Here is a 25132-nt window from a genome sequence, read left to right as displayed (position 1 = left end):
CTTCGACGCCGCTTGGCGACGCCCAGCCGTTTGATTACCAGCCCGATATGCCGGATGGCGACACCGAGCATATCGCGGGTATGCCGTTCAATGGGGCGCCGGGCACGTGGGCGTCAAGTATGCCGGGAACGATGCCGCAGTTGCGGCAGTACGGTACTGACGGCACGCCAATGACGGATATCGACTTCGAGGCGCATCACGGCAACCCCAACCCGCACGCGCACAACTGGGACGGCTATGACCGCGACGAAGGCGCGCCGGTTTCCATCCTTCCTTGGTGAATGGAATGACTGACAACGTATTGACCGCGTGGAATCACTTCCACGACTGGTTTATGGACAGTGTGGCGATCGGACCGAACGTCGAGCCCCGAACGGTGACGCTTGGGCTGCACCTGGGCAACAAGCGGACGGCGGTGACGTTCGAGGGGGTCACGTGCGTCACCGTTGAGCACTTGGGGCTGCTGAACATCGTGTACGGCATTCACATCGTTCCGCCAAATGACACGAAGTACGCACGTGTCAGCGCCGTGCTTGGGCGCGGCGAACGGCTGACCCACAGAAGAGCGGCGCTGCTCGTATTCGTCTATTCAACGCTCGGCGCCGAACTTGCAATTGAGTGCGACTCCTTGGCTGTACGGGAGTTGCATTCCACGTGAGCAGGGAGCAAAAGCGCACGCGCCTGGCTGGTGAGCTTCGTTGCTTCGTGCAGAAGTACGCCCGAAAGGCCCGCGCCGGCGGCCTCGATCCCAATGACAGGAAGTACGACCACAAGATCGAGAGGGCGATGCGACGACTGCGCCCCGACGAACTCTCAGAACTGCTTTCGGGCGATAGCGAGCCGGACGACGCCTTGGATTGAACGCAAAAGCCTCTCGGCGTCGGCTCGCTTGGAGCACAATTGCTCTCCAAACCGCAATCGCAGACTCACACGACATGAGATTTCCTACGTTACTCACCGCGTTCGGTCTCTTGCTCTGCCAGGGCGCGTCGAACGCATTTACTCCAATTCTATTCCGCAACTGCCGAGGTTCACCTCGCGCCGGACAGATTCGAACTCGCCGACACCGAGACGGCAGTCCTCGCGAATTCGATGCAACATATCGGCGATCTTCAAAGCCCCGAAATCGTTGTGATTGTCTACGCCGACGCGTTGGGCGGCGACTCGAATCGCCATCCACTGGAGATGGTGGGGCGGGCGCGCGCCAACACAATCACGAACTATGTCAGCAGTCTTGTCTACCAGGCGTCGATGCACACTTCCACGCAATCGTTTACGAAGCCGGATGTGATGTACCGGGCGGGTTGGGCGATGGTGGCGATCAAGGGAACGTGTATGGGCCATGACGACCAGTGCAAACAAGACTTTCCCGCTCCTCAAAAGGGAGAATCCTGGTGGCCGCACACAGACCCACGCCGCTAACACCGCATTGGAGCTCGAGACCTGAAACGCAAAAGCCGACCTGCGAGGGTCGGCCTGTGTCTTCATCTCGCAGGGGCGCGGACGAAGCCCGGATCGTTACTCGTAGTGATCGCGGCGGCGCTCGTCCCTGCGATGATCGCTGCTGTAACGAGCATCGCTGTGACCTGAATCGCGGTGGCGCTCGTCGTGCTGGGCATTTCCGTTTTGATTATTGGGGTGGCGGCGCATCCACTCGTCGCGCTGCCGCTCGCGATGGCCGTCATAGTATCGATCGCCATACCAGCCAACAGCAACGCCGACCGTTTCCACAACCACTGGCGCCTGTGCCGTCTCCATCGGAGCTGGGACAATACATGCTGTCAAACTGGCGGCTGATGCCACAAGCAACGCGGCGGTACTGAGGGTTTTCATGCAAATTCCTTGGATGGTTTGAAAGACGATGCGCAATGCAGTCCAAACGTACCAGGGGCATCAGGCAAGGCGAGAGTGGCTGGCGCTGATCTCCGGATTCACCGACTCAGGCGCATGGTCAACCTCGCTGACAGCGTATTCGCGCGAATGGACCTCATCGCGCCATGCTTGCGAGCGCATCAGCCTGCGCATTCACTCTCGCGCATGGCCACTGCCGGACAACGGGCATGCGCGAGAGCGGGAATAGGGACCTGTCGCGCCGGGGCCACCCTGTCCACAGGCTCTGCGGGTTTTAGGTGATGATGCGGGCACTCACGCAGTAACCCCGGCGCTTTTGGTGCCCCCTTAGGCTCGCCACGGTGCGCCAGCCGCGGCGAGCATGAGTGCGTATACGGCTCACTGACGTTTACACGTCGGATGGCGCTTGGGTTTCGCTTTCCAAGCCGCGAGCGATAGACGAGCATATACGGGACGTGATCGGATTTCTCGCGCCGCACCTCGTTTTGTCGGAGGGGATCGGCACTGTCCGCGAGCGCAATTTCGAATTTCTGGACGAATGGAAGGCCGTCCAAGTGCCGCAGCGGTTCATTCTCGATAACTACACGCCGCGCAAACGCGATAACGTCCAGCCGATCATGTCGCGGCTCGAAGGGGAAGGGCTGGCGACTCGCCGTGAGCTTGACGAGTATTACTCGCTCAAAGATGTGTTCGACATGTTCGATGCTTCGTGCCTTCGGTCAGTGAACGCCGCTTGGCACAGGAGCGTGCGGAGTATGAAGCGAAGCTGAAGGAGAAGGAGAAGGGAAAACGTACAGACTTCGGGCGACCGCTAGAAACTCGCGCGTAAACGGAAAAAGGCTTACGTCTTTCAACGTAAGCCTTTGATTTTCCGCTTCGGTGTTTGTCATTACCAACACCAGGAATTCTGGTGGGTAGTACTGGGATCGAACCAGTGACCCCTGCCGTGTGAAGGCAGTGCTCTACCGCTGAGCTAACCACCCGAAGAGATTGAGATTATGCAGGGCGTTGCCGATCTTGTAAAGCCCTTTTTTAAGCATTTTGCGCAACGGCTGGATTGGCTTCGGCGAGGGCGGGTTCGAGGCGCCAAACCGACGTCCCCTTGATCGCCTTGTCGAGACCATCGAGCACGGCGTCGTGCTCGGCAACCTCTTCGGCGCTCGCCATGATGACCGGCAGCTCGATCGACTCGAGCCGGACGCGCGGCGCGGCGGCCGCACCCGGCGCGGCGTGCTCGCCCAGCATGTCGATGACGAGGCTTTCCTGGCCACGCGTCATCGCGAGATAGACCTCGGCGAGCAGTTCCGAGTCGAGCAGCGCGCCGTGCAGCGTGCGGTGCGCGTTGCTGATGCCGAAGCGGTCGCACAGGGCGTCGAGCGAGTTGCGCTTGCCCGGGAAGATCTGCTTGGCCTGCACGAGCGTGTCGATCACTTCGCCGCAGTGCTCCTTGAAGCCGGGCTTGCCGAGCAGCGAGAGTTCGGCGTCGAGAAAGCCGATGTCGAACGGCGCGTTGTGGATGATGATGTCCGCGTCGCGAATGAAGTCGAGAATCTCGTCCGCGACTTCGGCGAACTTCGGCTTGTCGGCGAGGAACTCGGTCGTGAGGCCGTGCACCGCGAGCGCGCCCGGGTCGCTGTCACGCTCAGGGTTCACGTAAAAGTGGAGGTTGTTGCCCGTGAGCCGGCGGTTCACCAGTTCGACGCAGCCGATTTCGATGATGCGGTCGCCCGTGCGGGCGTTCAGGCCGGTGGTTTCGGTATCGAGAATGATCTGGCGCATGGGTTGTAAAGCGTGAAAGCGTGGGGCGGCCGCTTGATGCGGAGCGGTCTCAGAGTTCGGCGAGCGTGGCGACGCCGCGGTTCGCGAGCGCGTCGGCGCGTTCGTTCTCCGGGTGGCCGGCGTGACCCTTCACCCAGCGCCACTCGATCTCGTGCTGACCGACGAGCGCGTCCAGGCGTTTCCAGAGGTCGTCGTTTTTCACGGGCGTTTGAGCGGCCGTCATCCAGTTCTTCTTTTTCCAGCCGTGAATCCACTCGCTGATGCCTTTTTGCACGTACTGCGAGTCGGTGTGCACGATCACCTTGCATGGGCGCTTGAGCGCCTCGAGCGCGGCGATCACACCCATCAGTTCCATGCGGTTGTTGGTCGTGCCTTGCTCGCCTCCGAACAGTTCCTTTTCCTGCGCGCCAAAGCGCAGCAGCGCGCCCCAGCCGCCGGGGCCGGGGTTATTGCTTATGTTACCCAAAGTTGTTCATGTTCACGTATTGGCTCTAGCCAAATTATATAGGCTGTGCCGAATCTTGCCTGCGGGCAAGATTCGGCGCCTATCAAGCGTGCACGCTTGATAGGCAGAGGCGTGAGATAAATTTATATTTTGAATGACCAATGGCCGGCGCGGGCTTGATGTGGCACTATTATTTCGATATGGCTTAGCGGAGGCGCGCTGCATGGACTCTGAACTTGGCACCAAGACCGGCGTTCTGGTCGAGACGCACAAAGACGAGCGTTGTCTCGCCTATCTAGTAGCGCAGAAGGGAGAAGACGCCGTGCGCACGGCTGTTACACAATTAGCCGGCAACCGAAAACCTTTTGTTTCCAACATCGCAAAGATTTTGGGCGTGGATTTCCCTGACAGTGTGAATTTGACTCCTCAGGCAGAGGGGCAGGCACATTTGCAGGCAATAAAGGCCATGCTGACAAAGAAATAAAACCCCTCTGAAAAAGTCCCTTCCATTTTCAATGGCGGTTCTAATGAGTCCATTTCTCCACAGCGCAATCTAGTCAGTTGCTGGTTATCACGAACAGCGAGCAATGCTACAAGACAAGCGGTGTGCATTCAGTCGTTACTCGGGAAGGTCAAACCACGCCGGCGGAACGAGATAATTTTCGCCGCGCCACTCTTCAGCGAGCTCAACTCCATCCAGTTTCCCCCATACATCCGAGCCGGCGTGGTCTAGCACGATAATTTGCAGCCGCCCCTTAAAGTGAACAGCGAGCTTACCCATTGCATCGAAAAATCCGCGGATTGACTGGACGTCCTCGTCAAGAATTTCGTCCTTGTCGAGCTCACGTCGGGCGAGCCGGCGCGGAAAGTACACCTGACTCGGCTGGTCGAAGATGACCAGCGCGGGGACTGGGGAGTGGTCTTGATTTAGAAAGAAGGCCTGAAGCGCCAGTACTGCGGCGACGTGGTACGAAAGCCAGTTCGCGCCGCTGCCGAGTTGCCATAGGAAATCTTCGCGTCCAGCGTAGTCAGTAACGCCGACGGTCAGTTCTTTGATGTCAAGTCTGGCAGGCGCATCCTTGCGTTCAACATCTAACTTCGCGGCCATCTTCGTCAGGTTTCTGGATACGCGCTTGACGGCAGTTTCGAGTCGCCGGGCGTACTCCGCTTCGGAGAGCGAGCCGTAAATCTCGGTGATGCGCGCATTCAGTTTGTCAATTTCGTCATCAAGTCCGTTCGGCTCAGTTCGAGCAGAAAACAGCTTCAGCGCTTCTTCAACCCTGCCCAAAAACCGAGCTACGCGCGCTGTGGCCAGTTCACGGTCACGAATAGTTTTCGAGCGTTCTTCGATAGCGCGCCGCCGGACACGGACTGCCTTTAGCTGGTCTTCCAGTAACTGAAGCTTTTCGGTGACGTCAACCAGGTCACGGTCGAGCACCGGTGGGGCCTTCGAGACGGCGTGGGTTTCGTCTTCGATGACCGATAGCGCATCGCACAGCTGGTCGAGTTCGTTGTGCGACGCGTCCATCGCGCTATCGCATACCGGACAGCGAGTGCCGTCGTTCGGTAGTGTCCTAAGCCAGCGTGAAATACCGAGTCGACTAGCTTGGTCCGAAAGGCTGCCTTTATAGTCAGTTACGGTGTCTCGGACGGCAGTTATCTGATTCAGTCGATGACGAGCAACGGAGAGTTCTCGCGTGACGGTCGACTCTTCATTCTGCAGCGCGGCGTATTCCGATGCGGACGCTTGGGTCCCGGCGAGTGAAAAGCCGTCGCCGGTCTCGCCTGCTGACACCACACGCTCCAGTGCGCCAATCAAGGTCTGTTCCATCGCGTCCGGCAATTCACCTGCAATCAAACCAAGTTCGCGAGCCTCGGTAACCCAAACCTGCAGATTGGCAAGCCATGTTTCGGACACTTTGGCGTACGCTGCGTGTTCACGTTGCTTACGACGTAGTTCTTTTTGGAGGTTTTCCAATTCCCATTTGAGTGCAAGCCGTTTGCCGGTCGTCGCACCGAGCACATATGGGAATATGGTCCTGACCTTCTCGCGGTGCTCAATCGTGTCCGCCCGGAAGTACAGAACGTCTGGATTAGCGACAATGTTCTGAGGCTGAAAGCAGAATGCCAACGTGTCGCGGAAGCTGGGGCGGCCTTGGAAGCCTTTACCTGTTTCTTCAGCGTCGAAGCCGAGATTCGACAACCCTGCCAGGCGGTCAAGCATACGCTTGACCGATTGACGGGTCGTGTTCTTCTTCGGCTCGTCCAAAGGGACATTCGCGCCAAAGTCTTGCAGCACCATCATTTCATCGGTGCTTTGTTGGTTGCCAGGCTCCCGACGTGCCAGCAGCTTTTCTCCTTCGCTTGTTCGCACCAGGATGCCGAACCACGCGCACGATTCGCGGATTGTGCCGGCAGGGATACCGCAGAGGCGTGAGCCCAAACAATAGTCAATGATGGGAATCACTGAAGACTTGCCGCGCTTGGATGCACCGCTGATGACGTTGACTACGCCGGGTCCAAAAGGCACGCGTCTTGGTTCGAATCCGAAATTCTTTGGCCAGAGAATGACTTCAAGTATTTGCAGTTGCACGGTTACAGCTCCAGTCGAAGCGAATAGCAAAGTTCACGTAGGGAAGTCTGCTGGGCCCAAGTTCCCAGTTTCTCTGCGGCGGAAGTCAACGTGAGCACATCGGGTGACAGTGCACGAGTGAACGTCGTGCTGCGCGGCCAGAGCAGGGCGGATTCAGTCGAAAGTGTCAGCAGTCCCGTAGACAAACCCAATGCGAGCGACCGCCGTGAAAGGTCGCGCATTGCCTCCGCGCGCTCCTGAATGGAAAAGAGGAGGTCAATTTGCTTATCAAACTTGCTTTCGAATTTGCGGATACCCGACGACTTGAAGGTGGATGTGACGACTTCGCGAAGGTCCTCATTGAAGACAACGGGTAGTACGAGAAACGCCAGAACGGCCGGGCACCCGTCCGTTTTGCCGCTCGAGCCATAATAGCCGCATACGGCCCGCCAGATAAGCGCGGCGCCTAACCCAGGATTCTGGATGGCATCAATCTCGTCAAGCAGCATCGACGATGTCCCCTGAAACCTTGAGAATCTTCGCGAAATCCGGATGCCATCCGACGTCAAGTGTGTTCGCTAGCTTGTGGAAGCTGCCTGGGGTGAAGTGGCTCGAAACGGTTTTGCCTTGCAGCAAGACGTTAGCTTCAAGGCACGACGAAAGGAGGACCGTACCAAAGTCCTCCGGAGGCTTGCCGCGCATCTCGACCCTGACAGCCATCTTCTTTGAATTCCAGATGCGCTTGAGAGCCGCTTCATACTCCGTGAAGCTACTGCGATGGACATATCCACGCTTGGCCCATTCGGTCCGGTCAACTACGGCCATCAAGAACGTGTTCATCGCATCGTAGATGGTGTCTTGTTCTGCCCCGATAAGACTCAGTTGCCGCAGATACATCTGGTCGAGAAGGCGTTCCGCCTCTAGGTCTTGCGCCGTTGGCGGAGTCGCAAAGGTCGGCAGTATCGTGTCGCTGCGGTCAAATTTCCGAACCACGGCGACATACTCAGTATGAAACTCGTCTCGACTGACTACCGCTGGTAGACCCTTTTGAATAAGGTCGAAGATGGTGATATGAATCCATCCGGCGAGCTGATGCAGGATTTGCTCGACGTTTTCAGCACCAACCGGGGCAGCGGCGACTTCTGCTGCAATTTCGTCGTAGGGAGCGCCGATACCGCGCTCCAGCGAGAAGGCCTGGATGATGTCAACAAGCGCACGCTCGCTCGCCCGAAGAACGACATTTACTTGCTTGGCGAGCTTCTCTGGTATCGAGGCGCGCTTTGCAAACTCAGGCGCGTCACCCCAAAATTCTTTCCGTATCTCCGCGATTGCTGCTCTCGCGTCTTGTTTGCTCGCGCAGTCGCCAAGTCGTTGAGCAATCTTGCCCTTGTAGGGCTGCGCCACGTAGAGGATAAATTTGGTTCCCGCGGGGATTTTCCCGGACCGGCGCCCATTGAGCCAGTTCGCGAAGGTCTTCCACAAATCAGTCGAGCGGTCGCTTATGGGGTTGTGAGCGAGCCCACTTTTGACCTGTTCCGCATACTTTTCGCCGTTCAGGGTTCCTGAGACGTCGTCAATGCATTCCAAGGCAACCGTGTCGCCTGGTTGCGAGCGAAGCAGGTGGTGAAGGAACCGCGCTTCCTGTATGCCATAACCGTAAAACTGGCCTGGAGCGCTGGTTGAGCCAGCGTTAGATTTTTTCGTCACGTCATCCCCGGATTGTCAGCGCGGGCTGTAGGAGAGAAGTGCGCGCTGGGGAGGTTCTCTTGTCGTCAATTATGGAGCATTGACCAAATTTTAGGCAAACCGCGCTGGAGAGGGCAGTTCATTGGCTGTTGCATCCGAGAGTCCTCTCGCTACTACTTGCCGTGAAAATTTTAGCTCATGGTTGAGCTACGGGCGTTCGCTATAGGTGCAATGACATCCCCGACGAACAACGCGCCACATGAATATCTCGACCCACTTGAGCTTGCGCAACTCATAGGCGAAAGCGTATGGACGGTTCGATTGCGAGCAAAACATCGGCCGTGGCTTCTGCCGCCACGCGCTTTGCTGTTCGACCACGAGCTTTTGCGCTGGCGCAAGGATGTCGTCAACCTCTGGATGGAGGCAAATATGCCAGCAGCCAGATTTTAGATAGAGCCCCGTCGAGCTCGCTTTTTAGCCGCACTATCGACCGGGGGATGCGCGGCTTCGTCGTCGACTCTTGCAAACGGTTCCGACGGGTCGACGCCAAGCGCCTTCGCCAACAGCGCAATGTTCTGTCAAATCAGAAGAGGCGCGGCAGCGCGAACTCCACCTCACTCTTCCGATTTTGGTTTCAGCAACTCTGCGGGGTCTATTTGCAGGAGCTCTGCGAGCTTCCACATTGCGTCAATTGTGACGTTGAGTTTGCAGCGCTCAATCTGACTGACATAGGTGCGGTGAAAGCCGGCGACGTCAGCCAGGCGTTCTTGAGAATAGCCAGCTGCAACCCGTACGCGCTTCAAGTTGGCCGCAACCCGCTTTCTCGCTTCGTTGGGCTCGGAGATTATTTTAGACATGCCCGGTAGGGTGTCTAAAACCTGACTACAAATCTACACACGCTCACCTCTACATATTGTAGACTCTCCATATTATTGCTCTACACGCCGGTAACTCTTCGTCGTGGCAACGTTGGCACGCGTGGAATGTCAGCTAAACAGTGGCTTGGCGGTGAGGGTTGGTTCTAAGGAGCAAAGCCAAGTCCCTTGGCCGTTCTACCGGCCGCGGCGACGAAGGCAGCTACCACGTGTCCAATTCAACTGACGCCTCAAAGGACCTATCGTGAAGCTCGGCCTGACCCATCTTGCTTACATTCCCGCCACCACGAGAGCGGTGCTCTCGCAACTGGGCGCACCGCCGACCTTCGACATTGATGGTCAGAAATACACGATGCCTTTGGGCGAAATGCCCGGGGAGGTCGAGTGGCGTGCTGAATACGTGAGGTGGATGACGCGGCGTTGCGTCCACTACCTTGCTCGCCGGCCGCGCGAGCTGTGGGCAAAGACCATGATTGAAATCGAAGACGAGGCGGTGCAGAAGCATCTGCTCTCGAACGTCGAGAGCAGACTTGTCGCGGAGGGTGCACTTCTTTGCCTTCAGGAACTGGAACCCCACGACATCGAGCACTACGCGAGTGATGCCGCGTTTCACGACGTCGAGTTGAGCGCGACGGGCATGGCCCTGAACAATCAATTCTCAGCGATGGTGGTGGAGTTCGGGAGGAAGGTGCAAGTCAGTTGAGGCGCCGGGGATTGTGAGCGTTGAGAAAGACGGGCGGCCGCCACTTGTGGTCAGCGCCCGAGGCGAAGTTTGTCGAAATAGGGGCGTTCGTTGACTGCGTTGCTCGCAAAAGTCTCAATTTTCCTCGTATTCTGCGCGGTGGTGGGCTTTTTGCTTGGCCGACTTATTCGAGGCAGGCAGCCGGCTATCGAACGCGCGCGACCACGTATTGCAATCAGCGGAACCTACCTCCGCGACGCGCACGACAAATCGCTTTCGCCGCACACCCGTATGCGCTGCGCCTTTGAAGCCACATATTTCTGCCTGAGTGAAGTCGCTGAGGAAAATGGCATTGTCGTAGGGCGAGCACATCCCAACGTCGAACTCGTGCGTGTTGGGCTTTCGGTGCTAAACGCGTCCAACGAGGAATGTAGAACCGTTGAGTTGCTTGCAAGATGGGCGGCCGCAACCACCCCTTCGATGCCAGAAGTAAGCGTGAAAGACGCGTGCAAGATGGCAGCGCGAATTCATGATGAGACCGTTTCTCGGCTCTCTGCGGCTCCCGCGCGCTAACGGGCGGGCAAGCAATAAGAAGCCGAACAAGCATGGATGACGGGATAGAAGCTGTGCTTTCAACAATTTATGTAGCATCACTAAGTTTGAGAGCGTGAGAATGTTGAGAGTGACAGTAGAGTTGTGGCCGGGTGGCCGCGAGACGGCGAAGCGAGTGATAGCAACCGCGGACATCGGCCGCGTTGCAGATGGCGCGTACGCCTACTACGAAGCCAAGCTCACTGAAGTCGGCGTTGGCAGCATAGGCACGGGACACGTGCGCGTACCCGCGCTGGTCGTCTACCGTGTGGGACCTTGTTGCTCGCAGCTTAGCCGCAGCGCTTGGTGGCAATGCGGAGGAACTACCGCCGCGACCGACACTGCCGGAGTGTTGCTATGTACACAACGTCTGAAGGCACCCGATACGTACGGTTACGCGAAATCCCGGAACCCGCGCGCAGTCATTTTGAGCACAGGCTTGACGGCGCGACGTGTCCCCTGATTGAAGAAGACCCGGAGCCTCGAGGATGCGCGTACTGGCATGACTGGGTCTATTTTCTGCAGGGCTAAATGCTGACAGGACTGCCGGGCCCAACCTAGGGACTGTATATGGATGGCACTCTGACTATAGCCGACGACGTGGCGCCGAAGGCGAACCGATGGCGCCGGCTCGCCGTGCGGCGCGGTGAGTTTCTGTCTGCAGATGCCTTTTGCAGACGCCGCGCCATATCACCGGCAGAGCTACAGCGCCTAGAACGGCGCGGGGACGCGTTCAGCCTTGAAATCATCGCACACAAGCGGTACTACCCGGCTGTGCTGGCAAGCGTCCGCGGCGTGCGGCGTTTGCGGCTCGACAGGCTGTGCCGGCTACTGAAATCAATCCCGGAGGAGTCGATGCGCCTGGATGCGCTGACAGCGGCGCGCATCCCACTTGGTAACAGGTCAGTGATGCGGTCGCTCAGCATGGGCGTAGCGTATCGGCGTGCGCGTTGGTTTGTCGAAGCCACCGTGCGTGAATACACATGAGTGACAGGAATGGCTCCAATGTTGAAAATTGTGATTTACGACGGGGAAGCCGCAGTCGCCGACACGCTAGTGCACTTGTGCGACCTTGAAGGCAGCGCCGAAGCATACGACCGCCCTTCTTTTTCAGTGCTCGATGAAGCACTTCGCGTGCTGGAAATGTGCGAAGACCGATACAGCACCCCTCGGCTTAGCGGTCGCTGCTTTACGGTGGCAATTGGCCGCAAAGAGGATGCAGAAGTGACACCGCTGCTGCGCCTCGACGGCGATGCTCATAACGGGTATGCGAGTGCCCATGTAATAGGCCAGTCCCCGAGCTGGACCACAGAGCTGGTGCGCTACGACCCGGACGATGACGCCGTGGAGATTGTGCGCAAAATCCTCGCTGGACGACGTGTAACGTGACGGCGACCAAGGCACGCGCTCGGTCGCAAAACAGTGAGTGGCGCGTACGCTGGCGTCGACGTCAACTGGTGCGGCGTGAGGAGCTTTTGTCGCCACGACAGTTTTGCGAGCAAAGGGCGATATCTCGCGCCATGCTGGTGCGACTCGCGCGACGCGGGCAGGTGTTTTCAGTGAAGATTGGAGGCAAACCGTACATTCCTGCGGTGCTTGCCGACCGCTCAGTTGACCAACGTCGACTCAGAAAGCTACTGAGACGATTGCCGTCATCCATGCCACCGATGGAAAAGTATTTCTTCTTCGTTGGTCGCAGGGGCTCGCTCGGCGACAAATCGCCGGTGCAAGCGGTGCGGCGCGGGAAGCGCTTTCGTGTCGCGTTACGACTTGCCGACAACGAGGCTGCTGAAGTGCGGCTGGTGCAGGCGTTAAGGGACGGGGAACTATCCGGACCGGCCGCCTCTTTCGACGGCAAAGCATTCTTGCGGCGCAAGCAAGCTAACACCGCGGTTTGTTCTTCGCGGTGAATGTTGCCCGCGCGTCATGGAATTCGAGGACTTGTACCGGTATGAAATCCGAATTGTGGCCTAAAAGGGGCATTGTATGGCCAGTAGCGACGAAGTCCTGAAAGACGGTGATGACCTTTGGCATCAGGACGAACGCCTGAGCAGCGTACCAGCCGATTTTCCTTGGCATCCGATACTCACGTCGCTACCAGGCGCTCAGCCGAAACTCGCCGGGCGTTTGATTAATGGAACCTACGTTGTAGGCCTTACGGCCGATGAACGCTACGTGCGATGGGATATCTGCGAAGACCTCGCGCGCCAACTTGTTCCCAAAGCGCTGAAGGACGCAGCGAAATTCCCTGAGAACTCGCACGATACTACTTTGCAGCGGGTGCGGCGGGCGATTGAAGGCAAGGGTTGGACAGAGGGCTTGGAGACAGATTGGCTAATAGAGCGTCTGCGGGTCTTGTTAGGCTGGTAACGTGCGATGAGATGAAAAAACGAGATAGTTAGCCACACGGACCGAGCCGCGTTTGCGTGCACGTCTCACTGGCCTGAAGCGGGTGCTTACAAATGTAAACGGGAATTCTGGGACCGAGTTCGGACATGCGTGCGGCCCGCTACACCGGCGGTCTGTTGTTGTAGCTGGATTTTGACGGGGTTCTTCATACGGAAGACGTCTGGATGCGACCAGCCGCCTGTCAACTCAATCGCGAGTCAACGCCCAAGACTTCGAGTTCAATGTGCTGGCGATTCTGTAGGTTGTTTTGAACTGTGAGTGGTCGCCAATGCGCAGAGCTCCGTTCTCTAAGGAAAGCGCTCCAAGTTTTTCACGTTCCCCCGATGGGTCGTCCTTGCATCCGAATTCGTTGAATCTGCAAGTCTTGGGTTCAAGATACAGAGTTCCGGAATTCTGGCTGTCGCTTATGACAATACGGGCGTCGCCACTCTTGACGGTCCTACTGTGGAAGCTGTTACCGCCTTCTCGGTTTGCTTTCATGTTGTCTGTCGAATTGATACATCCCTGCTGATAAGCAGATGTTTGATTCAAGTCAGAGGGCATTTTCATACGCTTGTCAGTCGTTTGGGTGTACGTGCCAACAATTTCGCCGCGCTCGGCATTTATGCTGTCAATTTTCAACTCCAATGAATCAGTGCCGCTGTCCGCGCACTCACCGGCGATAGTGACTTCGTGCGAGCCGTGCCATGAGCCTTTGACCGTCTCAAAAAAGGATTGAGCGGCTGAAGGGGTAGAGGAGAGGTCTTCAGCTTGCGCTTCGGTCGATGGGAGAGCAGGCTGCACTTTGCCCGCAGTAGCGGCCTGTTGCTCGGGTTGCGTGTCCTTCGAGGAGCGTGTGGACGGCGATTCCGAAGTCGCAGCATCGGCTGCGGCAAGCGCTTTTGAAGCTTCTGTGGACCCCGATGCGGCTGATGCCGACGATTGCGGTGCGCCGAGTACGACGATGGATGGGTTCCGTATAACGTACATGGCGAGCGTAACAACTACGCCCATGAAGAGTAGGGCGGTGAATATCTGCAGGACGGCACGCATGACCCGCTCGACTGGGTCGGGCTTATCGGTGAGGAGCAACTTAACAACAACGACTAGCAGGAGGAGGACAACAACGCCAACAATGGCGAGCCTGTAGTCAACATTGAGTCCTTTGATGATAGCGAGGACGGCAACAAAGCCTAGAATGACCCACGCATTCGTCAACACGGGTGCTTTGTCCGTTGCTGCTTTCAGCACCTCTAGTGGGTTCATAGATTCCCCGATATGAAGAGCAGTTGGTTAGCTAACGATTGGGCGCGGGTTTTCCGTTCACTTGGCCGAAGCTGTCTGGATTGTACTTTGCAAAGATGCGAGGGGATAGCGTTGAACACGATTGAGCGTGGTGTCACGGGCGTCCTCGCTATTGCGCCTGAACACGTTGGCGTTTTGGTTCTGTCGTCGCGCGGGTCGTTTCAGCGTGTTCGTGCTTCGACTTCGAATATCTCGAACCTTGACCACTGGACCGTGTTCAACTGTTTGCGGAATCAGGAAATTGGCAACATTCTCGAGAGGCAATTTGGCGAGGTTCCTGAGACGTCCGCCGACATGTTTCGAACGTTGTGCTTCAAGCGGTTCAAAACGTTGCCCAAGGATGAGTTGAGCGACGAGTCTGTGTGCGAGACCCGTAAGCGCACCACGGGAAAAAAGTCTCGCAGTTCGCCTCCGCGCTCCCTATGTCGCTGCGTACGCTTGGCTTAATTGAAAATCTGAGTGCCTATCGTCGCTCAGTCCTTCTCGACGCACTCTCCCAGCCGCTGATACCGACAATCTGCAGGTAGTAGCTGCTCGTCGAAAACGCTTTCCTGACAAGGTAGCTGCGGGCACAAAGCGGCGGAATCAAGATTGCCGCCAATTGAGGCGTGGGCTCGCACGAGCAAGTACGCACTCCAGTGCCGCAACCACAGTTACGCAGCGTGGCGACAAGATGCGTCCTTCAGGCTAACTGGTGCGCTGACATTTCTCCAGGCCCTCCGCGGTAGACGTTCATTTCGGCGATGTCTTTCTCCGCACAAGCATTGCGATTCGCGCACGTTCACCGTTATGGTGTCCGCGACTGGTTCCAATCGCGACCCGACATCTTGTTCTTCACGAATCGTTGAAAGACATTAGGAACGTAGCTCCAGAAGCGAAGGGCCTACCGCGAACGAGAGCGCATCGTTCGTGAACGTGCCTTCTGACTTGCCCCCTTGTTCCATATCACATCACATGGTTGAACATGGTTGGAGCTGTGCGCTCGCTTGCCCTATGGGTTCTCCCGCTTGGAATTGAGGAAATTAGTGGACGCCTTAAGCGTAGCATCGGCCGGGGACTATCTCGGCTTTGTACGGTAAAAAAATACCTGAGCAACACCCGATGTTTCGATTGTTGTGAAATCAGTTTTCGGAATTTTTCCTTTCTAAACGAACCGATATCTATGCCTTGACGTCTTATCAACCCGTCAGCTCGGCTGGACCGGAACGTTCCTCGACTACGCTCATGTCACGGGTAGTGCTGGCGCGTCGACGAGCGGGAACCAGACCCTCGTAAGACTTGGTTTGAAGCACACGTTCCAAGTCGCATGCGCCTGCCCTTGGCTGTTCGTCATCCAGCCAGGAGCAGGCGTGGGGTTCGCTTATGAACACCGCTATCGGACGGAGTGCGCGTTAACCCTCGTCTCTGGTTTGCATGCCGTGCGCTATCAGCGTCGCGCACATCGCTAGATGTGCGATTCTCAACTAGTAGCGGGTAGGTTCGACCCAATGACAATGTGGGCGCAGCCGGCACACGTTCAGTCGCGAATGCCCAGCCACTCATCTGGGTTCACTTGGGCAACGATTTTGTTCAACTCAGAGCACAACTGTTCCGCAACACGTACAGCATAGTGAGCGTTTGGCTCAGATACGGGTTCGTCGAAAACATGAGCGCTTCGAACGCGGATATCGTTCAGCTTGCGAAATTGGACGGCAATGTCGGGGCGTCCTGCTGAGCGTGTAAGCAATCTGACGACGTCTTGCGGGAGTCGGCCTCTCCCGCCTTGTTTGCCGCCTGACATTACCGTCAACTCGACTGCGGCATACGCGGCATTCACTGCGGCACGGAAGGAGAGGTCATCGCCTGGCAGCAACATCTCATGCGCGAACTCGAGCAATCCATCTGGATTTGCCTGACGCGGCATACTGGAGTTGATGGATTTGTTGTTGCCCTGCTCCTCGTTCTGCAGCTGTTCGAGAACCCAGTCCCATGTGTGAACTCGAAAGTTTGCTGGCTCCCAAAAATACGCTTCTCTAATTGTGAAGGCATTCCGCGCAAGGCCCTCAAGCCCGCTATCGCCCTCAAGGTTTTTCACCATCGTGTCCTTCCTTCCGATGATGATGCCGCCGGCACGAACCTCATCGCCGGCGCCGGTCAATTGGAATTTTTGTCGAAAATTCTTGCTCAGTTCCAGTTCGGCGACGTAGTTGAGAAGCTGATTTTCGGCACTGTAGAGGTCGCTGGTTGGTCTGAGGCGGTTGTTCGCGGTGTCGGTCTGGAAAAGATACTTTTGAGGGGCCTTCACTTCCCATATATACGCAAACCGGCGACCCATCGCGCCGTTGTTGACTTCAATCGATACGCAGAAATCCGAATCCCCTGGGCGTGAGGATTCCTCTCGCCCCTTAACCAGGATGTTTGCATCGCGGACGCGAAATGGCACCAAATGCAGTGCAATGTCGTTGAGAAATTCCTGGCATTCTTTCTCCTTGGACGCCTCAGCGTCCATGAGCTTTCGAAGTGCATCTGCTCTTGATGACATACTGTTTTCCAGATGAATCGTGCGCGTTGCCGCACATGGTCGAAAAGCCCGTCGCAAGCAATGTTGCGACGAGCGTCGTGTTTAGAAAGATAGCAATATCGGTTAGCTTTTTTACTGTTGCTCGTGGAGCACTTGGTCCAACCGATTGCGGAAGGCTGCGAAGCGAACTTTCGCATCCGAGCTAGACTTGTAGTCCCAAATTGCGGTGGACCGAGATACTTGAATCCGAGGCGACATTTCTGGAACGTCTGATATCACGGTCGTGGAGACAAGAATTCCGTCGCAGCTGCCTCGTTCGACGGTCTTGGTGAAGTGCTCCGCGTTTGACATGAGGAATTTTCGGTTCGTCTCATCGAGGCGCGCCTGCAGTGCAGCCCGCGTAGCCTCTTCCCACACGGAGTCCTGCGGCAGAAGGTCGTCCAGATTGAACGCCACAATTCCCGGTCGTCCGTGCTTGAGTAACTGGCTGCAACCTTCGGAGAGACTCTCGGCAACGCTACGTTCAGAGTAGGCTTTTTTGCAGGCAACGGCATAGTCACCAAACTCATCGCCCAAGGAGACCACCAAATCAGGCTCGTCGAATCGTACCGGCGTTTGTGCCAATTTGAAACGTCGATATAGGTCGAGCTCCCAAAGCGCATCCTTTCCTTGGGACTTCTGGCGAGTGGCCAGAGTCATATCACTGCTCGTCACGCGGTGGATAGATTCTTTAGACTTGGGGTCATCCAGCGCAGCTTCGATGGCATGCGCAATCCGTACTGCGTCATTGGCCCGTAGGAACGTCATCCGCCACTGGTCCTCGCGGACTGGCTTAGCATGATTGTTTAGGCGCTTTACCTTAGCGAACAGTGACCCCAAAGCGCTGCTTGGGCGGCAGGGACTTCCTCGCTCTTGCAGGAGCTTCTCTACTCGAATGATTGTCTCAAGCGCACCGTTTAGGCTGGACCTTAGATGCAGCGGCTTTGGGTCTTTGTCAGCCGCTGATTGTGGTTGGTTAAGCGTAGTCATGTACTAATGCTCTCTGCGGCAGTAGAAGTGTAAGTAATTTGAGCCTAAAAGAAGGTGAATTTGTTCATTACGCGGTAACCATTTCAGCGAAGTCGTCTGCAACATCTCCGGCTTCCTCTTCGAGGTCTTCTTGGTATGACTCAAGTCGGTTATCGTATAGGCCAACCCCAAGCTTCCTCACGGCGTCAAACCCCCATAATGCCGCTGCAGCCGACCTGATTTCGGCGATACGCCTCCTGCAATTATTGATTCCCCAATGAGGCTTGTTCAGCAGGTTGCCTCTGTAATCTGGCGTCGCGAGCAGTTCGTTGAACGGCACCTTCTTTTGCTCACGGAGCCATGCCAGCTTTTCAACGAATGGTAGATTCTGCATACCTCTGTTGTCTGCCACAGGGAGGACCGTCAGATTGCCCAGATGGTCCACCCATTGAGTCATGACTTTCAGATGTGCTCGACCTTCGCGGGTATCACGGTCTGCGGGTGTCTGCGGATAGATGTGCTCGATATCCCACCCTTTGAAGCGCTCCTCGGTCCCGAACCAGACGCTGTCCTGGAACGGAGAAATGTCCATGCGAGTAAGGTCTGCCCACTCCTCGGAATGTTCCAGATATACCCCATACTTCCAGAAGAGGTAGTGAATTAGGTGGCGATAGTCCTTATGGAAGCGCGTGCTATCGAGGGCATTGTCGGGGAAGACCTCCGCGCCCACTTGTTCGAGCGTCAAATCCTCGTCAAATTCACGTGCTTCGGTTTGGCTCCAGTAGGGGGTGTTGGCCCAGAACAGCTGATGTACTGCATCCGCGGCCCGTGAAATCGGTTCTTTCAAGGCATCAGACCATGTACCCTGATACAGCTGGCGCGCCACCCGCCATTTGTAAGAGCGGCCGTGATTGCTGTTCTTTTTCGCAAGTGCGCTGCGAAACGAGGTGATTTCACAGAAGCGCACAAGGTCAGTAGCATCAGCCTGCCAGCGAATAATCGCTGCAACAATTAGAGGCTGCAGCTCGCCGTCTCTACCGAGGCGAGCGAAGTCCAGTAGTGCACGCTTGAGTTGGAGAGCCCATGACGGAGGCGTTGCTTCATACGGTCGTTCAACCGCGACCCACGCTTCGGCGACGCGCACAAGCGAGTCGAGGTAGCTCTCAATCCAGCCGGCGATTGATTTTTTGTTTGAATACGCTTCATCGATTGCGGAATTGACTTCCGTTAGGACTCTGTCTGAGCTCTTGAATTGCTTTTGCGTAAAGAGTATCCAATGTACGCGCAGAAGCTTGTCGGAATCAAACGGCTCCGCCTTACTGCTTGGGTCAAGACGGCGATACAGGGTGTCGTAGCGTGCTGTAATGAAATCCTCGATTTCAGCTCTAACTCTTGGGTCACGCTCAACCGCCGCCCATTCAATGAGCTTGTTCTTTACAAGGTCGAACTGCGATACTTCCTTGCCGCGAAGATTGATTCGCTCAAACAGTCCAGTGGCGCCAGCCAGCGACGGCGCGACGTACACGATGAGTTGTGCACCTAGCAACGTGGCGAGCTTCAGAGCTTTTTGGTCACATAGCTTCGAGAAAGCTTGCTTCAAACGCCGTTGAGAAAGCGTTTGCTCCGTTTCGCCGCTCGTCGATACTAGCGCTTTGGCGAAGCCAATGTCCGCGTGACGTGACGAAATCCAGAGAGAAGACACGCCGACATCCTTTGGCCGCAGGATTCTCTCAGTTCCCCCTAGTGCACCAATAGCTAGCATCAATGTCGTCAGCCGTTGTTGCCCATCAACGATTGCGAAGCGTCCATTCGGCTGTGGGCACACGACGACTAGCCCCAAAAAAAGATGAACATCTTTGCGCTGCGCATCGGAAAGGTCATCTATGAGTTCACTGACCTGTTTGTCGCTCCAGTCGTATGGGCGCTGAAAGGCCGGAATGTCGAAGTCGAAATCCAGCAATTGCTGAACAGTCGCAAGGCGTGATTGCCCGGGCGAAAGTAGCTCCGGCCCCATCGGAAGTTCTACCATTTTTTTGGTCTCAACGTAAAGAGTAGGCTAAACGAAGGCTTATGCTGACAGGAGAGTACCAGTCGGAGGTACCGCGACAACGTTTTTGTCGAATCTCGTTCCTACCGATTCTGCGGTCGAGCCGCAAAATGTGGAGTGCGCTTGTATTAAGACAGATATCGACCGAATGAAGATTTTCTTGAGTGCTAGTTGTTGCTCTAGCCAGTCTGAATAGCTGAGAGTACAACGCTATGGGGAAGAGAATAGGGTCTTGGCTTACGAATCAGACGACGGATGGCCTGAGGGATTCTGCGCTCCGCGACTCCTTAGTGTTTCGACAACGCAGGCTTTGCTGCCAGCCGCATGTCGCACGATGCCTCCGCGGTAGAGTGCGCCGCGTTATGCCAAACGCATCACCGGCGCAGGCGCACTCATCCTCATCGCATGTCCCGCTATTCCGAGTCTTTTGAATACTGAGAAAGCCGGACGTAACTTCAATCAAAATGATAAGGAAAAAGGTAGCTTGGCTGGGCTCACAGAAAACGGCCACGAGGATTTTGAGTTCCGACAGATGATTTCTTTGGTAGCCTCTCCAAGGCCGTGCGCCGCACGGACGGTGAGAATTTCATTGCGGAGACTTGTTTGGCCACTCCAAGAGTTCGCGTGCAGGCGCAACGAGTAGGAGTAGTCTCCACCTCTGTCACGAGTTCATCCAAAATCAAAGCGATGGAATGCGCGCTGTAATCGCCGGTGAGTTGAGCGTTTATGCCGTAGCTGCATGCAACGACAAGCGCGATGAGCACGGGGAGGAGCTTTCGACTGTAGAAGCCGTACGCGACCAGGAAGCCCGCGTAGCCGAAGACCACCTCCCCGCCGATGTGGATTGAATACGGCAGCACCGAGGAGCCACGCGCACAAGCCTGCGCCCAGCATCCCGCCAGCGGTGGCTTGCCAGAAGTTGGCGATTCGCGGCCACATGGACAGGCAGCCGAGCACTAACAGGCCCGATGTATTCGACATGAAGCTTTGCGGAACGTGGCGAAGCGCACATACGCCAGAGCGCCATCTAGGTAGGAATGACACAACGTCAGGGAGTGGAAATGTCCGCTACCGCAGTCATCCTTCTCGGAGCCTAACAGCTTCCAGAGCGGGGCGGTGCCATGTGGGGACAAGGTTCCGCGGGAGGGTTAGCCACAACTGCGGAAAGACAGCTACGTATATAACTGAATCTGCTCGTCGCCAATGGAGGCTGTAATGGAAATTCACGCGTCCGATGTGGCTATAGCTGGGAAACCATTCCACTTTACGGTTATCGGTGCCGTTGGGCAGACGCAAATCGCATGTTTCGTCGATGGGCGGCAAATCTTTTTCTCTCCTTGTCCTGACCCACCGTGCCACGAAGAGATGTTCATCCCTGATTTCACCGCCGGCTCGTTATTGGTGGTAGTCGCGGTCGATTCCGCCAATACCCGTGTTACGCGAGAATTTGTAATAGCGAGTTAAAGTCAAAAATTGACGGACGGGCCGTATAGCGGAGCGCAGACGAGTGATTGACCATCTACTAAGCCAGCTTGCGGGGTCGCCGGCCGCCTTGCTTTCATTCTTAACTGCCGTCGCCGGAGTCGTGGGTGCGATTGTCGCCGCAATTGTTACCGCGTTGTTGAGTAAATTCTTGGTGACACCGTGGTTGAGCGCACGCGACAGACAGGACCGTGAAGTAGAGTGGCGCAAGCATGCAGCCGAACTGACTAAGCTCGACTTGGAGCGGAAGTTGAAGTCGGCAAGAGATTTAAAAACAACACCACTTCGGCCGAGCATCATGGACTTTCTCGCTAACTACAGAGACCTCCAGGAGCTTGGAGCACGCAGTCCGACAGACCTTTACAACGATATCGAAAGCCGACGGATAACTCGAGTTCCCCTCACGCCCGCTACCTCGAGTACACAAGCAAAAAAGGCACCGTTTCAACTTGGCCTTGTCGGCGTGGGGCTTGTGCTCGTCGCGGTGATGCTAGCTAAGAGGCGTTAAGAGACCAGGGGTGCAAGGTTATATTTCCTTCGGTGCTAACCGGTATCTTCCTTGTTCGGAAGATTCAGGTCTCCATGTTTAGTCGAAGCGGACATTGCCCATTACGAGAACCATCCTCCTTGCCAAGCCTCACAAAGGCAACAGGTTTCCTGGCTAATCAACGGTGCAGCGTCATACGTGAATCTATCGTTTGGCTTTCGGGTGGGTTGCCCGCACACAACCGACTCTTGACGTGCCGTGCAATGTCAGTCCTCGCCATTTCGTCTGTGCCCGACAGAACGGAATGGCGAGGCAGGTCGGGTCTCTTTGTGGCTTAGCTAACACTCCGTGTGGGTATTATTTGAAATTTCCGCTGAGTCGGGCTAACTATTTTCTATGTTGCATTCTGAGTGCCGGGTGCGCAGCGCGACGTACAGTCGTCGAGATAATTTCCGAGTCGTTACAAATTTGAAGGAATTATAGAAACACTGCGCTGGTTATCGGCCGAAGTTCTACCCCGTAATTTGAGGCAACCCAAAATGGTGGCAATAATGGCTACACCTATGGTTGTTTGCAATCTCAACGATATCGTCGGCAATACGGAAGTAGGCCAGCAGTTTCAGGACGCACTTAGGAAATTTCTAGCGCAAGGCGACTCGTGGTTTTCCATTGGGGCTTTGCCGCCGGACTTTACTGGCAACATTCTCGAAAGCATCGTGCTCAATGCATCGGCAGCCGCTGTCTCTTGTGCCTACCCTGGAAAGACGCTTCAGCAAATGGTGAAGTGGGATATCGAGACGCCCTTTGCGAGCCTGCTCTACGGCCCACAGGCATGGCCATGGGAGGCCGTGCTTCTGTCGGCAGGAGGTAATGACCTAATTGACGCCGTTAACACGTTGCCGGATGAAGCCGATGCAGACAAAGCATCCCGACGCTTGCTGCGAACTACGGTCGAAAGGATTAATGTCCCTACTTCGCTTGATTGTAGTCACTACGTGCGGCCCGAGGGATGGGCGGCGTTCACCGATACGCTGCTGGCTTGCTTTGCGGCCTTGGTTCAGAAGCGTGACGGAGCGGGCAGCGAGTGTAACGGTGTACCGATTCTCGTCCACAATTATGACTACGCCCAGCCGCGCAATGCTCCGGCGACAGTCGGTTTGCCAAACATTGGGTTGGGTCCGTGGCTGTATTCTGCTTTCACGGCCGCACCGTACCAGATTCCCCAGGCGGACTGGTTGACTTTAGTGAAGTACCTCCTAAATTCTTGGGCAGACTTCATTACCGGTACGCCTGCAAGTCCAGACGTCAATACGAGGCTAGCCGGAACCTTCGGTCTGGCGAGCGGAAACATCTGTCTCGTACGGTTGGCGGGTACGTTGACTCCTGCGGATGTCAACAACATCGGCCCGGACGTCGACTGGGTTAATGAAATACACCCGACGCTCGCGGGATACCGGAAACTCGGAGCACTATACTCGGCGCAAATGCCAGCGGCCCCGATAACATTGGCGGTAGCAGACGTTCCCGCAGGCAACACCAAAAGCTAGAAGTCACACTCACTGGCGTTTGACGTCGGGCGGCGCTTCACTTCTCTTGCTTCTGCTTTGCGGGCGGAGAACTAAAGACGCCTAACCTTAGTGTCTTGAAAATGCCCAAAAGGAATATTGCATTTTAATGGTCGGTTTGCATCAGTTCCGGACGCACTCAACAACGACGAATCGGTTCGGATGACGATTGAGAACGAATGGCTGGATGCGTGCGCTTTGGTTCCTCGCATCGAGAGGCCTTGAGGATAATTTTGCCTACTTGAATGTGCCTCGGTTGGAGGTGAATTGTGCCTGACAATGAAGAAGAAAGTGCTGCGGGTGCGAACGAAGAAGCGCAAAGAGGGGCGGGGCAATCTCCAGCGCCTTCGAATAGCGTGAAAAAGATTGTCGAGTCTGAGGCGAAAATGCCAGAAGAGAGAACTCAGGCGGCAGAGCATGGTAGCGACACCTCAAGCGGCGGCGACCTGGGGGGCGAAAATGTTGCGACTGTAGTCGGGAGCGGGAACGCTGTTTCGGGTAGAGGAAGTGCGGGAGGCGCAGGTGGGACTGGCGGCGGAGCGACCAATTTGGGTCGTGGTGGGCGAGGCGTCGGTCCGGGCGCGGGACTACTAGTGGCCCACGAGGGGGCTGTATCTATCGTCGTATTTTCTGCGCTGATACTCTTTGTCGCTGTCTCATCTATCGTCGCGGTTCATAACGGCGTCCGGCTCGGTAGAGATGGCTGGGGCTACGCGCCGTTTGTTGCTCTTATTATTCTTAGTCTAGCATTCGGCGCTTGGTTCATTTCGTGTTTCACCGGCGACCCTCGTGAGTTGCGCCGCGAATGCTTCCGATTCGCCTACGTCTTTACTTTGACTTCATTTGTGGTGCTGCTCTTCCCGGTAGCAAATCCTTGGCAACCTGACGTCGTTGGTCCAATTAGCTTGATACGGGGATGCGTAAATGGCACCGCATTGAAGACTGTGCCCGGTTCAATCGCCTGCGAGGACATGAGTAAAACACCGTATGCGACGCCGAAGGAATTTAGTGCCCACGATTCTTACCCATGGCTAATTATAATTGGGGGAAGTTATGGTTCTGCATACGCGCCCTCCGATGATTTGACGAGCCAGACAGCAGACTTTACTGTTGTCCAGAACGGCTTCGTGGTGCCTTACTACGTAGTTTTGTTGGCATTCATCGGTGGCGCTGTCAGTCTAACCAGGCGAATTCCAGAATATCAGAAGCGGAGTGAGCCGCAGTACCAGGGCACCCCAAAGGACCCGCCCTTAACCCCTTACGACGCGCGAGAGTTTGTTGTCTTTGAAATCATGCAACTGGTGACGGCACCGTTCGTTGCAATGGTAGCCTTTTATGCGTTAACACCAAGCACCACGGCCGGTGCGATTGCGACTGCGTTTCTTTCTGGGTTCGGGTCCGGACTTGTGCTGTTACAGATTCGTGGTGTGTTTCAAGGACTCTATCCGCAGTCCACGTTATCCACCGTGCCTTCTCAAGCAGCAACTGGAACAGTCACTGGGCATGTTCGCGACGCCGCTGCCAAGCCAATAGTCGGTGCAAGCGTAATTGTGGCGGGGAGTGGCGGCTCTAGCGCGGGTACTGTGCTAACTTCCTCTACAAATGGGCAAGGGTTCTATCAAATCGACAAGGTTCCAACCGGCAAGCAGACGCTGACAGCTGTCGGCTCGGCAGGGAACAGTCAGAGCGCGTCGTTGGTTGTCAACGGTACTAGCAACACGCTGGACATCGTCATGCCTGTTGCCCAAGCCGCCCAAGGTGCCCAAGCCGTACAACCTGCACAAGCCGCACAAGCCGCACAAGCCGCACAACCGGCACAAGCCGCACAACCGGCACAAGCCGCACAACCGGCACAAGCCGCACAACCGG

25 protein-coding genes, 1 tRNA gene and 1 pseudogene are annotated in these 25132 nt (G+C 56.2%); 15 read left to right on the top strand and 12 right to left on the bottom strand.

Going from position 1 to position 25132, the window contains the following annotated elements; all coding sequences use genetic code 11:
* From U5768_RS31345 to U5768_RS31330, 4 genes and pseudogenes are all read left to right on the top strand, one after another.
* A pseudogene (locus U5768_RS31345) lies at window positions 1-281 on the top strand (hypothetical protein); the annotation flags it as partial.
* A gap of 5 nt (window positions 282-286) precedes the next feature.
* Entirely contained in the window at window positions 287-658 is a 372-nt protein-coding gene (locus U5768_RS31340; RefSeq protein ID WP_322034203.1) for a hypothetical protein, read from the top strand.
* Entirely contained in the window at window positions 655-861 is a 207-nt protein-coding gene (locus tag U5768_RS31335) for a hypothetical protein (protein ID WP_322034202.1), read from the top strand. Before U5768_RS31340 ends, U5768_RS31335 begins: the two co-directional genes overlap by 4 nt.
* 231 nt (window positions 862-1092) lie before the next feature.
* Window positions 1093-1422, top strand: coding sequence for a hypothetical protein (locus U5768_RS31330; RefSeq protein ID WP_322034201.1), 330 nt, complete (start codon window positions 1093-1095; stop codon window positions 1420-1422).
* Window positions 1423-1518: 96 nt separating this feature from the next.
* Here U5768_RS31330 and U5768_RS31325 read toward each other — a convergent pair whose 3' ends face one another.
* Window positions 1519-1833, bottom strand: coding sequence for a hypothetical protein (locus U5768_RS31325; protein WP_322034200.1), 315 nt, complete (start codon window positions 1831-1833; stop codon window positions 1519-1521).
* Between the two features lie 473 nt (window positions 1834-2306).
* On the opposite strand from U5768_RS31325, the gene U5768_RS31320 reads away from it, so the two are divergent.
* Entirely contained in the window at window positions 2307-2621 is a 315-nt protein-coding gene (locus tag U5768_RS31320; protein ID WP_322034199.1) for a hypothetical protein, read from the top strand.
* A 138-nt stretch (window positions 2622-2759) separates the two neighbouring features.
* On the opposite strand, the gene U5768_RS31315 is transcribed toward U5768_RS31320, so the two are convergent.
* From U5768_RS31315 to rnhA, 3 genes are all read right to left on the bottom strand, one after another.
* Window positions 2760-2834, bottom strand: a tRNA-Val gene (locus U5768_RS31315).
* A 49-nt stretch (window positions 2835-2883) separates the two neighbouring features.
* Window positions 2884-3630: a DNA polymerase III subunit epsilon gene (gene dnaQ / locus U5768_RS31310; protein WP_322034198.1), complete on the bottom strand. Its 747-nt coding sequence runs from the start codon at window positions 3628-3630 to the stop codon at window positions 2884-2886.
* 49 nt (window positions 3631-3679) lie between these two features.
* On the bottom strand, window positions 3680-4096 hold the full coding sequence (gene rnhA, locus U5768_RS31305) for a ribonuclease HI (RefSeq protein ID WP_322034197.1): 417 nt from the start codon (window positions 4094-4096) through the stop codon (window positions 3680-3682).
* 202 nt (window positions 4097-4298) lie between these two features.
* Between rnhA and U5768_RS31300 the strand changes: the two genes are divergently transcribed.
* Window positions 4299-4559: a hypothetical protein gene (locus U5768_RS31300; protein ID WP_322034196.1), complete on the top strand. Its 261-nt coding sequence runs from the start codon at window positions 4299-4301 to the stop codon at window positions 4557-4559.
* 135 nt (window positions 4560-4694) lie between these two features.
* Here U5768_RS31300 and U5768_RS31295 read toward each other — a convergent pair whose 3' ends face one another.
* From U5768_RS31295 to U5768_RS31280, 4 genes are all read right to left on the bottom strand, one after another.
* Window positions 4695-6668 (bottom strand): DUF3732 domain-containing protein, encoded by a 1974-nt coding sequence (locus tag U5768_RS31295; RefSeq protein WP_322034195.1) that lies wholly within the window; start codon window positions 6666-6668, stop codon window positions 4695-4697.
* 2 nt (window positions 6669-6670) lie between these two features.
* Entirely contained in the window at window positions 6671-7156 is a 486-nt protein-coding gene (locus U5768_RS31290; protein ID WP_322034194.1) for a three component ABC system middle component, read from the bottom strand.
* Window positions 7146-8354 (bottom strand): ABC-three component system protein, encoded by a 1209-nt coding sequence (locus U5768_RS31285; protein WP_322034193.1) that lies wholly within the window; start codon window positions 8352-8354, stop codon window positions 7146-7148. Before U5768_RS31285 ends, U5768_RS31290 begins: the two co-directional genes overlap by 11 nt.
* Before the next feature lie 593 nt (window positions 8355-8947).
* Window positions 8948-9190, bottom strand: coding sequence for a helix-turn-helix transcriptional regulator (locus U5768_RS31280; protein WP_322034192.1), 243 nt, complete (start codon window positions 9188-9190; stop codon window positions 8948-8950).
* Between the two features lie 262 nt (window positions 9191-9452).
* On the opposite strand from U5768_RS31280, the gene U5768_RS31275 reads away from it, so the two are divergent.
* The 6 genes from U5768_RS31275 to U5768_RS31250 all read left to right on the top strand — a co-directional run bounded on the left by U5768_RS31275 (window position 9453) and on the right by U5768_RS31250 (window position 12851).
* Window positions 9453-9911 (top strand): hypothetical protein, encoded by a 459-nt coding sequence (locus U5768_RS31275; protein WP_322034191.1) that lies wholly within the window; start codon window positions 9453-9455, stop codon window positions 9909-9911.
* 90 nt (window positions 9912-10001) lie between these two features.
* Window positions 10002-10463, top strand: coding sequence for a hypothetical protein (locus U5768_RS31270; RefSeq protein WP_322034190.1), 462 nt, complete (start codon window positions 10002-10004; stop codon window positions 10461-10463).
* A gap of 588 nt (window positions 10464-11051) precedes the next feature.
* Entirely contained in the window at window positions 11052-11468 is a 417-nt protein-coding gene (locus U5768_RS31265) for a hypothetical protein (protein WP_322034189.1), read from the top strand.
* An 18-nt stretch (window positions 11469-11486) separates the two neighbouring features.
* The gene (locus tag U5768_RS31260; protein WP_322034188.1) at window positions 11487-11870 is read left to right on the top strand and encodes a hypothetical protein; all 384 of its coding nucleotides are present in this window, start codon (window positions 11487-11489) and stop codon (window positions 11868-11870) included.
* Between the two features lie 131 nt (window positions 11871-12001).
* Window positions 12002-12391, top strand: a complete 390-nt coding sequence (locus U5768_RS31255) for a type II toxin-antitoxin system ParD family antitoxin (protein ID WP_322034187.1) — start codon at window positions 12002-12004, stop codon at window positions 12389-12391.
* 76 nt (window positions 12392-12467) lie between these two features.
* The gene (locus U5768_RS31250; RefSeq protein ID WP_322034186.1) at window positions 12468-12851 is read left to right on the top strand and encodes a hypothetical protein; all 384 of its coding nucleotides are present in this window, start codon (window positions 12468-12470) and stop codon (window positions 12849-12851) included.
* Window positions 12852-13076: 225 nt separating this feature from the next.
* Here U5768_RS31250 and U5768_RS31245 read toward each other — a convergent pair whose 3' ends face one another.
* From U5768_RS31245 to U5768_RS31230, 4 genes are all read right to left on the bottom strand, one after another.
* Complete coding sequence (locus U5768_RS31245) at window positions 13077-14135, bottom strand: hypothetical protein (protein ID WP_322034185.1); 1059 nt, start codon at window positions 14133-14135, stop codon at window positions 13077-13079.
* Window positions 14136-15690: 1555 nt separating this feature from the next.
* On the bottom strand, window positions 15691-16695 hold the full coding sequence (locus U5768_RS31240) for a hypothetical protein (protein ID WP_322034184.1): 1005 nt from the start codon (window positions 16693-16695) through the stop codon (window positions 15691-15693).
* Window positions 16696-16806: 111 nt separating this feature from the next.
* Complete coding sequence (locus U5768_RS31235) at window positions 16807-17481, bottom strand: hypothetical protein (RefSeq protein WP_322034183.1); 675 nt, start codon at window positions 17479-17481, stop codon at window positions 16807-16809.
* Window positions 17482-17770: 289 nt separating this feature from the next.
* Entirely contained in the window at window positions 17771-19711 is a 1941-nt protein-coding gene (locus U5768_RS31230) for a DUF262 domain-containing HNH endonuclease family protein (protein WP_322034182.1), read from the bottom strand.
* A gap of 1525 nt (window positions 19712-21236) precedes the next feature.
* On the opposite strand from U5768_RS31230, the gene U5768_RS31225 reads away from it, so the two are divergent.
* The 3 genes from U5768_RS31225 to U5768_RS31215 form a co-directional block, all read left to right on the top strand.
* On the top strand, window positions 21237-21719 hold the full coding sequence (locus tag U5768_RS31225) for a hypothetical protein (protein WP_322034181.1): 483 nt from the start codon (window positions 21237-21239) through the stop codon (window positions 21717-21719).
* Between the two features lie 530 nt (window positions 21720-22249).
* Window positions 22250-23245 carry a hypothetical protein gene (locus U5768_RS31220; RefSeq protein WP_322034180.1) on the top strand — a complete coding sequence of 332 codons (996 nt, stop codon included), beginning with the start codon at window positions 22250-22252 and terminating at the stop codon, window positions 23243-23245.
* A gap of 611 nt (window positions 23246-23856) precedes the next feature.
* Window positions 23857-25132 (top strand): carboxypeptidase-like regulatory domain-containing protein (locus tag U5768_RS31215; protein WP_322034179.1); only part of this gene is annotated, 1276 nt, incomplete at its 3' end.

The sequence above is a fragment of the Paraburkholderia sp. J76 genome (genome assembly GCF_905220295.1).
In the GTDB taxonomy this organism is placed as follows: domain Bacteria; phylum Pseudomonadota; class Gammaproteobacteria; order Burkholderiales; family Burkholderiaceae; genus Paraburkholderia.
This window is presented reverse-complemented; position numbering and strand designations above follow the sequence as displayed.

Bases quoted from the DNA above. Each gene is read 5' to 3' on its own strand.
- U5768_RS31340 (WP_322034203.1), top strand. From the start codon at position 287: ATGACTGACAACGTATTGACCGCGTGGAATCACTTCCACGACTGGTTT.
- U5768_RS31330 (WP_322034201.1), top strand. From the start codon at position 1,093: ATGCAACATATCGGCGATCTTCAAAGCCCCGAAATCGTTGTGATTGTC.
- U5768_RS31325 (WP_322034200.1), bottom strand. From the start codon at position 1,833: ATGAAAACCCTCAGTACCGCCGCGTTGCTTGTGGCATCAGCCGCCAGT.
- dnaQ (WP_322034198.1), bottom strand. From the start codon at position 3,630: ATGCGCCAGATCATTCTCGATACCGAAACCACCGGCCTGAACGCCCGC.
- U5768_RS31300 (WP_322034196.1), top strand. From the start codon at position 4,299: ATGGACTCTGAACTTGGCACCAAGACCGGCGTTCTGGTCGAGACGCAC.
- U5768_RS31290 (WP_322034194.1), bottom strand. From the start codon at position 7,156: ATGCTGCTTGACGAGATTGATGCCATCCAGAATCCTGGGTTAGGCGCC.
- U5768_RS31280 (WP_322034192.1), bottom strand. From the start codon at position 9,190: ATGTCTAAAATAATCTCCGAGCCCAACGAAGCGAGAAAGCGGGTTGCG.
- U5768_RS31265 (WP_322034189.1), top strand. From the start codon at position 11,052: ATGGATGGCACTCTGACTATAGCCGACGACGTGGCGCCGAAGGCGAAC.
- U5768_RS31260 (WP_322034188.1), top strand. From the start codon at position 11,487: ATGTTGAAAATTGTGATTTACGACGGGGAAGCCGCAGTCGCCGACACG.
- U5768_RS31255 (WP_322034187.1), top strand. From the start codon at position 12,002: ATGCTGGTGCGACTCGCGCGACGCGGGCAGGTGTTTTCAGTGAAGATT.
- U5768_RS31250 (WP_322034186.1), top strand. From the start codon at position 12,468: ATGGCCAGTAGCGACGAAGTCCTGAAAGACGGTGATGACCTTTGGCAT.
- U5768_RS31245 (WP_322034185.1), bottom strand. From the start codon at position 14,135: ATGAACCCACTAGAGGTGCTGAAAGCAGCAACGGACAAAGCACCCGTG.
- U5768_RS31240 (WP_322034184.1), bottom strand. From the start codon at position 16,695: ATGTCATCAAGAGCAGATGCACTTCGAAAGCTCATGGACGCTGAGGCG.
- U5768_RS31235 (WP_322034183.1), bottom strand. From the start codon at position 17,481: ATGACGTTCCTACGGGCCAATGACGCAGTACGGATTGCGCATGCCATC.
- U5768_RS31230 (WP_322034182.1), bottom strand. From the start codon at position 19,711: ATGGTAGAACTTCCGATGGGGCCGGAGCTACTTTCGCCCGGGCAATCA.
- U5768_RS31220 (WP_322034180.1), top strand. From the start codon at position 22,250: ATGGCTACACCTATGGTTGTTTGCAATCTCAACGATATCGTCGGCAAT.